The organism is Micromonospora sp. NPDC047753, from assembly GCF_040642735.1.
GTDB lineage: Bacteria > Actinomycetota > Actinomycetes > Mycobacteriales > Micromonosporaceae > Micromonospora.
On sequence record NZ_JBEYSL010000338.1, the window covers coordinates 1 to 7,733 of the forward strand.

The window sequence follows — 7,733 nt, forward strand, 5'->3', positions numbered from 1 at the left end:
GGTGAAGAACCGCACCCTGGGTGCGTCCGCTGGGGTGGTGTCGATGAACGCGGTGTGGGAGGTGCCGGCCCTCAGCCGGGGTGACCAGCCGGGTTCGGCTGGGCACCACGGTGCTCATCGTTCCGTACCGGCACCCGCTGCTCACCGCCCGGATGGCGGCGAACCTCAACCGGCTCAGCGGCGGCCGGCTCGTCCTCGGTGTCGGCGTCGGCTGGGCCCGGCAGGAGTTCGAGGCGCTCGGCGTGCCGTTCCGGCAGCGCGGTGCGCTGACCGACGAGTACCTGCACACGATGCGCGCGGCCTGGCAGGACACCGACGACTACGACACGGCAGCGATCCCGATCTGGGTCGGTGGCAACAGCGAGGCCGGCATGCGCCGCGCGGTACTGCTCGGTGACGCCTGGCACCCGCTGCGGGTCACGCCGGGACGGCTGGCCGACGCGGTCGGACGACTGACGCACATCGCCGGCGAGCTGGGTCGCCCGGTGCCCGCGTTGGTGCCGCGGATCGCGATCCAGGAGACCCGGGAACCGATCACCGACCCGGACCGGCTCGCCGGTGTCGGCACCATCGACCAGATCGTCGCCGACCTGGACCAGCTTCGTGTGCTCGGCGCGGAGACGGTGGTGCTGGACCCGTTCAACGGTGACCTGACCGAGATCCGCCAGCCCGAACGCGCCTGGCGGACCCTTGCGGCAGTGGCCGCACATCACAGAACCCAGGAGGACCGATGACCCCCGACGACGAGAAGTTTCTCCGCCATGCCGTCGAAATCGCCAGGCGGGCGGGGGCTTCCGGCGAACGGCCGTTCGGCTCGTTGCTTGTCGACGCGGCCGGCGTCGTCCTGATCGAGGACCACAACACGGTGGTCTCCGACGCGGACATCAGCGCCCATCCGGAGCTGAAGCTGGCCCGCTGGGCGGCTCGGGAACTCACTCCCGAGGTGGCCGCCGGCACCACCATGTTCACCAGTTGTCAGCCCTGCGCGATGTGCGCGACGGCGATCGACCGGTCCGGCCTCGGGCGGGTGGTGTACGCGCTGTCCACCGAGCAGTTCGAGGAGGTCAAGCCGGCCACCCCGCCGCTGCCCCCGGTCCGCTACGAGGGGCCGGCGCTGTTCGACGAGGCGCGCCGGCCGATCGACGACTACTACTGAGCGGAGCCGCTCCGGGTCGGTGTGACGCAGCCGGAATTGACAGTCGGCCGGCCGCCGGAGCAGGGTTGAGCGGTGACAACGATGTCAACGGTCAAATAGGGGGAAAACCCTCTAGCTGCGTGCCGACCCGGCCAGTCGATTCGCGGCGTACCGTTGGCAGTTTTGCGGCGCGGACCCGGTCCGTTCGCCGATCCTGGCCGTATGTCCCTTTCCTACCCCACGGTGACCAGCTGAGATGACCGACGTGCCCCGATCCGACGCCGCAACGACCCCTGCCCCGCCGGGGTCACCAGACCTTCCCGAGCTGGACGAGTTCCTCGTCGACCAGACCCGGACGCTGCTCGACACCGCTCGCCGCTCGGTCCGGCCCGAGGGCGGCTTCTGGTGGCTCACCGACGACCGCACCCCGGATCGCGGAGAACCCATCCACACCTGGATCACCTGCCGGATGACCCACGTGGCCGCCCTCGCCCACCGCAACGGCGACCCGGACGCCGCCGCCCTGGTCGACCACGGGATCACCGCGCTCAGCACGCTGCTGCGTGACGACCGGTACGGCGGCTGGTTCGGCGCGGTGGACCAGCAGGGAGTACCCGTCAACGACCGCAAGGCCGGCTACGACCACGCGTTCGTGCTGCTCGCCGCCTCCAGCGCCGTGCGCGCCGGACGCCCCGGCGCGGACCGGCTGCTCGCCGACGTGCTGGCGGTCGTGCGGGACCGGTTCTGGGACGACGACGCCGGCGCTGTCCGCGAATCGTGGAACCGGGACTGGACGGTCACCGAGGACTACCGGGGCGCCAACAGCAGCATGCACATGGTCGAGGCGTTCCTCGCCGCTACCGCCGCCACCAGTGACGCGAGTTGGGCTGACCGGGCCCTGCGGATCGCCACCCACCTCGTGCACGGTGAGGCGGCCCGACACGACTGGCGGCTGCCCGAGCACTTCACCACCGACTGGACGCCGCTGCCCGACTACAACCGGGACCAGCCCGCCGACCCGTTCCGGCCGTACGGCTCCACGATCGGGCACTGGCTGGAGTGGGCCCGACTGCTGCTGGAGTTGGAGGCGGTGCTGCCGCAGCCACCCCGCTGGCTGCTCGCCGACGCCCGGGCCCTGTTCGCCGCCGCCGTGCGTCGCGGCTGGGCGGTCGACGGCGCGGACGGCTTCGTCTACACCATCGACTGGGACGACCAGCCGGTGGTGCGCTCCCGGATGCACTGGGTTCTCGCCGAGGCCATCGGCGCGGCGATCACGCTTCATCGCCGTACCGGGGACGCGGTCTACCTCGACTGGTACCGGGTCTTCTGGGCGTACGCCCGCCGTACTCTCATCGACCAGACCGGATGGCGGCACGAGTTGGACGCGCAGAACCTGCCCGCCGACACGGTCTGGCACGGCCGGCCGGACGTCTACCACGCCTACCAGGCGGTACTGCTGTCCCGCGCGGCCGACGGGCTCGGCGGCCCCGGCCCGCTCGCACCGGGGGAGGTGACCGCGTGATCGTCGTCGCGGGTGAGGCGCTGATCGACCTGGTCGTGACTGCCGAGGGGCAGCGTGCCGTCCCGGGTGGTTCGCCGGCGAACGTCGCCGTCACCCTGGCCCGGCTCGACCAGCCGGTACGACTGCTGGCCCGACTCGCCGACGACGACTACGGTCGGCAACTCGTCGAGCATCTGAGCGCCAACCGGGTGGACCTGGAGTGGGCGGTACGCGCCGCGGAGCCCACGTCGGTGGCGGTCGCCACTCTGAACGCCGCCGGGCAGGCCAGCTACGAGTTCCGGCTGGCCGGTGCGGCCGACTGGCAGTGGACGCCGCAGGAGTTGCCCGAGCTGGCGGGGTCACCGGCGATCGCGCTGCACAGCGGGTCCCTCGCGCTCGCGTTGGCACCCGGCGCGGAGGCGCTGGAGGGCCTGCTCGCCCGGGAACACCAGCGGGACGGGCTCACCGTCTCCATCGACCTCAATCTGCGCCCGAGCATCGTCACCGACCGGGCGGCGGAGCAGGAGCGGGTACGCCGGCAGGTTCGCATCGCGCACCTGGTCAAGGCCAGCGACGAGGACCTCGCCTGGCTCTACCCGGACCGTTCGGTGGCCGACGTGATGACCGAATGGCGTACCGCCGGTGTGTCCTGCGCCGTGGTGACCCGGGGCGGGGACGGCGCCGTGCTGCTCGCGCCCGACGGCTCGCTGCACGAGGAGCCGGCGGTCCGCACCACAGTGGTGGACACCGTCGGCGCCGGCGACTCGTTCACCGGTGGCCTGCTGGCCGCGCTGGCCGACCTCGACGCGCTCGGCGACCGCCCGGCCGACCGGCTCGCCGCGGTCACTCCGCAGCAGTGGGGTGCGGTGCTCCGACAGGCCGCCACGGTGGCCGCCCTGACCTGCGGCCGCCGAGGCGCCAACCCCCCGACCAAAGCAGAGGTCGAAGCCCTCCTGACCCCCGCGCCCTGACCCCCGTGCCCACTCCCGCCCCCGCGATCTTGCACATTCTGTCCCGGCAAAAGGCGCATTGCTGCGCAGGTCGCCAACAGTAAGTGCAAGATCGCGGGGGTCAGGCGGGCGCGCGGGTCAGGTTAGGCCGCGTTTTAGGAGCCTGGTGGGGAGGACCGTCGTGTCGGGTGGGGTGTCGTCTCCGGCGATTCTCTGGAAGAGGCGTTCGGTGGCCACCTTGGCCAGCTCTCTCGTGTCGTAGGCGACGACGGTCAGCGGTCGGGGCATCAGGTGGGCCAGCTCGAAGTCGTCGAAACCGACAAGCGCGGCGTCACTGCCCCGCCGGTGCAACTCCTGGAGCGCGCCGACGGTGAGCCGGTTGTTGGCGCAGAAGAACGCGGTGGGTGGTTCCGGGAGGTCGAGCAGCGCGGCGACCGCTCGGCCGGCCTCCTCTGGCGCGATGAGCCGCTCGCGGATCAGCGACTCGTCCGGGGCGACGCCGGCAGCGTCCAGCGCCGACCGCGCCCCGGCCAGTCGCTCCCGCATGGTGGGCACGCTCGGCGCGCCGAGCAGCAGCCCCACCCGTCGGTGCCCCTCGTCGAGCAGCGCGCTCACCCCGGCGTGGCTGCCACCCCGGTTGTCCAACAGCACGGCGTCGGCGTGCAGCCCCTGCGGCGGCCGGTCCAGGAACACCACAGGCATGCCCAGCTCGACCTCGCGACGCAGGAACGAGTGGTCCAGGCCCGCCGGCACCACCAGCAGACCGTCGACGCGGCGTTGGGTGAAGTCCTGGAGCAGGGCGCGTTCCCGCTCCGGGTCCTCCTCCGACGACGCGGTGATCAGCATGGTGCCGTGCGCGGCGGCGATCTCGGCGGCGACGCTGGCGATGGTCGCGTAGAACGGGTTGGCGATCTCCTCGATCAGCAGCCCGACGGTGGCGTTGAGCTGCCGGGAGCGCAGGTTACGGGCGATGTCGTTGCGTCGGAAGCCCAGCTCGGCGATGGCGGCCAGCACCCGGGCGACCAGTTCCTGCCCCACCGGCTCGTCGTTCACGACCCGGGAGACCGTCTTCAGGCTGACGTCGGCCCGCCGGGCCACGTCCACCATCGTGGGACGCCGACGCACTGTCGGTCGGGTCGGGGTCTGGGTCACGGGGTGGTCCTCCACGGCGGGCGCGGGTCAACGGTCGAGGGCGGCGAGCGCGTCGACCGCTTTTCGGGCGGCGATGAGCACCGGATCCCAGACCGGCGCGTACGGCGGAGCGTAGCCCAGGTCCAGCTGCGTCATATCGTCCACCGTCATGCCGTTCCACAGCGCCACGGCCAGTGTGTCGATCCGTTTGGCCGCCTCGGACCAGCCGACGATCTGCGCGCCGAGCAACCGACCGCTGGGGCGCTCGGCGATCAGCTTGACCGTCATCGGCCGGGCGCCCGGGTAGTAGCCGGCCCGGTTGGTCGACTCGGCGATCACCGAGACGAACTCGAAGCCGGCGGCGGTGGCCTCCCGTTCGCGCAGGCCGGTCCGGCCCACCTCCAGGTCGCAGACCTTCGTGACAGCCGTGCCGATCACGCCGGTGAAGGTGGCGTATCCGCCGCCGATGTTGATCCCGGCGACCCGGCCCTGCTTGTTGGCGTGCGTGCCGAGCGGCACGTGCACCGGCAACCCGCTGACCCGGTGCAGGGTCTCCACACAGTCACCGGCCGCCCAGACGCCGGGGTGCTCGGGCACCCGCATCCGGCGGTCCACCCGGATCGCGCCGGTCGGTCCGAGGGGCAGCCCGGCGGCCTTGGCGAGCGCCGTGTTGGGGCGTACGCCGAGGCCCAGGACCACGACGTCGGTCGGGATCGGCCCCTCGGCGGTGACCACCGCGGAGACCCGGCCGTCCCGCTGTTCCAGGCCAGTCACCGGCAGGCTGGTGCGGATGGTGACGCCGAGGCCGCGCATGGCCTCGGTGACCAGCTCGGCCATGTCGGCGTCGACGGTCGCCATGGGCTGCTCGCCCGCCTCCACCAGGGTCACCGAGAGCCCGCGTTGGATCAGGGCCTCGGCGATCTCGACGCCGATGTACCCGCCGCCGACCACCACGGCCCGGCGCGGCTGCGGGTCGGCGTCCAGCCAGTGTCGTAGCGCAGCGCCGTCGTCGAGGGTCTGCATGCCGAACACGCCGTCCGCGTCGGTGACCGCCCACGACGGCTTGACCGGCACCGCGCCGGTGGCGTACATCAGGTCGTCGAAGCGTTCGCGGACCTCGCCGCCGCCCGTCAGGTCCCGGGCCACGACCTCGCGGCGTTCCAGGTCGATGGCCGTGACCTCGTGGCGCATCCGGACGTCCATCGCGTACTCGGTGCGGAACGTCTCCGGGTCGCGGGCGATCAACGCCTCGGGGCCGGGCACCAGGCCACTGATCCAGTACGGGATGCCGCACGCCGAGTAGGAGGTGAAGTTGCCCCGCTCGAAGACCACGATCTCCAGGTCGCCACGGTCACGGCGGCGGCGGGCCTGGGACGCCGCCGACATTCCGGCGGCGTCCCCGCCGATGACGATCAGCCGTTGCGCCACGGGCTCATCTTGTCACGCGGTGATCAGCCGCGGGTCTGCCGTGCGACGTCCTGCACCACGTCGGTGAGTCGGCCGGTGCGTTCGAACACCGCACGCTGCCGCGCCGCGCCGCTGCCGTGCCGGCGCAAGCCGCCCAGAAGGTCGTTCACCTCGGCCCAGTCGCCGTGCTGCTCCAGCGCCGGCCGCATCCGCTCCACGAACCGGTCCAACAGCTCCCAGGCCGGGCGCAGCTCACCGTTCGTGACGTCGACGGCTTCGCCCTCCAGGCCGTCATGGGCGGCCCGCCAGTGCGCCCCGACCAGCAGGTGGTGGTCGGTCTGCAACGCCGGTCGGCCGGCCTCGACATCCGCCATGGCGGTGGCGACAAGCGCCCGGACCAGCGCGGCGACAAGGACCGCGTCGTCCACCGACGGGCAGACGTCGCCGATCCGCAGCTCGACTGTCGGGTACTTCGCCGACAGGCGGGCGTACCAGTAGAGCATCCCCTCGTCGAGCATCACCCCGCTGGAGATCAACTGGCGGATCAGCCGCTGGTAGTGCTCGTGCGACTCCAGGAACGGGGTCGGCGCCACCGACGGCCAGCGCTCCCATTCGACCGAGCGCCAACTGGCGTAGCCGGTGTCCTCGCCCCGGGAGAACGGCGAGTTGGTGGTCACCGCGTGCAGCATCGGCAGCCACGGCCGTACGTGGTTGAGCACCTGCACGCCGGTGTCCGGGTCGGGCACCCCGACGTGGACGTGCATGCCGTTGTTGCCGGGGCCGGGGACGAGCAGCCGGAACCGCTCGATCATGCGGTCGAAGCGTGGCTTGTCGACCACCGGTGGCACCGGGCCGTCGACCGGGCCGGTACCGATGGCGAGCAGGCGTACGCCGGCCCGCTCGGCGGCGTCGGAGAGCGCCTTACGCAGTACGCCGAGGGAGTGCCGGATCGACGAGAGCTCCAGGCCGGGCGGGCTGCCGATCTCGATCTGACTGGTCTGGAACTCCCGCTCCACCTGCCCGCGAAGTTCGGCCGGCACCTGCTCCATGACGAGGTCCACGGCCGGAACCGCAGCCCCGGTGTGCGGGTCGACGAGCAGGAACTCCTCCTCGACACCCACGGTGAGCAACCCGGTGGCCGCAGCCCTGTCGCTGAGCGCGTCCGCCACCTGACCGGTCATCGACATCACCCGTCCGTTTCTACCGTTCGCGGTCCGTCCGCGTCGGTCCTTCGCTTGGTTACCCAACGTGGCGATGCCGGGAAACGTGGCGGCGGTACGTCGTCCTCGAAGGCGGGCCGCCGGATTCGGCCGGGTGACGAGACAGCGGGTCCTATGCTGAGCCCGTGCCGGTGCTGTTGGGCTGTGTCGGGGTCGCGTGGATGTCCGCGTTCGCCCAGCTCACCCTGCTCGCGGGCCGCCCTGCCGACCTGCTGGCGGGCGCCGCGCTGACCGCCCTGGTGCTGCTCGCGGTGGTGCTCGCGGCCCGGGTGCGCGGCCGGGCGGGCGCGCCCGGCCCTCGATCAGCTGCTGGTCGACCAGCTGATCGCCATCGGCCCGGACGGGCGTACCCACAGCAAGCAGGATGACCTGGCCGCTCACCGGGACCG

Annotated in this window: 8 protein-coding genes; 5 read left to right on the forward strand and 3 right to left on the reverse strand. The window is 72.2% G+C overall.

Features of this window, described 5'->3' with window-relative positions; all coding sequences use genetic code 11:
* The first annotated feature begins 80 nt into the window (after positions 1-80).
* From ABZ749_RS24430 to ABZ749_RS24445, 4 genes are all read left to right on the forward strand, one after another.
* Positions 81-734 carry an LLM class flavin-dependent oxidoreductase gene (locus ABZ749_RS24430; protein WP_357231599.1) on the forward strand — a complete coding sequence of 218 codons (654 nt, stop codon included), beginning with the start codon at positions 81-83 and terminating at the stop codon, positions 732-734.
* Complete coding sequence (locus ABZ749_RS24435) at positions 731-1,156, forward strand: nucleoside deaminase (RefSeq protein ID WP_355008115.1); 426 nt, start codon at positions 731-733, stop codon at positions 1,154-1,156. Before ABZ749_RS24430 ends, ABZ749_RS24435 begins: the two co-directional genes overlap by 4 nt.
* A 235-nt stretch (positions 1,157-1,391) precedes the next feature.
* A complete protein-coding gene (locus ABZ749_RS24440) occupies positions 1,392-2,657 on the forward strand; it encodes an AGE family epimerase/isomerase (protein WP_357231603.1) in 1,266 nt (421 codons plus the stop codon).
* On the forward strand, positions 2,654-3,607 hold the full coding sequence (locus ABZ749_RS24445) for a carbohydrate kinase (protein ID WP_357231606.1): 954 nt from the start codon (positions 2,654-2,656) through the stop codon (positions 3,605-3,607). The genes ABZ749_RS24440 and ABZ749_RS24445 overlap by 4 nt, the downstream gene beginning before the upstream one ends.
* A gap of 117 nt (positions 3,608-3,724) precedes the next feature.
* On the opposite strand, the gene ABZ749_RS24450 is transcribed toward ABZ749_RS24445, so the two are convergent.
* The 3 genes from ABZ749_RS24450 to ABZ749_RS24460 all read right to left on the reverse strand — a co-directional run bounded on the left by ABZ749_RS24450 (position 3,725) and on the right by ABZ749_RS24460 (position 7,305).
* The gene (locus tag ABZ749_RS24450) at positions 3,725-4,693 is read right to left on the reverse strand and encodes a LacI family DNA-binding transcriptional regulator (protein ID WP_357231615.1); all 969 of its coding nucleotides are present in this window, start codon (positions 4,691-4,693) and stop codon (positions 3,725-3,727) included.
* Positions 4,694-4,765: 72 nt separating this feature from the next.
* The gene (locus ABZ749_RS24455; protein WP_357231609.1) at positions 4,766-6,145 is read right to left on the reverse strand and encodes an FAD-dependent oxidoreductase; all 1,380 of its coding nucleotides are present in this window, start codon (positions 6,143-6,145) and stop codon (positions 4,766-4,768) included.
* 23 nt (positions 6,146-6,168) lie between these two features.
* Positions 6,169-7,305 (reverse strand): glutamate--cysteine ligase, encoded by a 1,137-nt coding sequence (locus ABZ749_RS24460; protein ID WP_357195599.1) that lies wholly within the window; start codon positions 7,303-7,305, stop codon positions 6,169-6,171.
* 164 nt (positions 7,306-7,469) lie between these two features.
* Between ABZ749_RS24460 and ABZ749_RS24465 the strand changes: the two genes are divergently transcribed.
* Positions 7,470-7,712 carry a hypothetical protein gene (locus tag ABZ749_RS24465; protein WP_357231612.1) on the forward strand — a complete coding sequence of 81 codons (243 nt, stop codon included), beginning with the start codon at positions 7,470-7,472 and terminating at the stop codon, positions 7,710-7,712.
* The last annotated feature ends 21 nt before the right edge of the window (positions 7,713-7,733 follow it).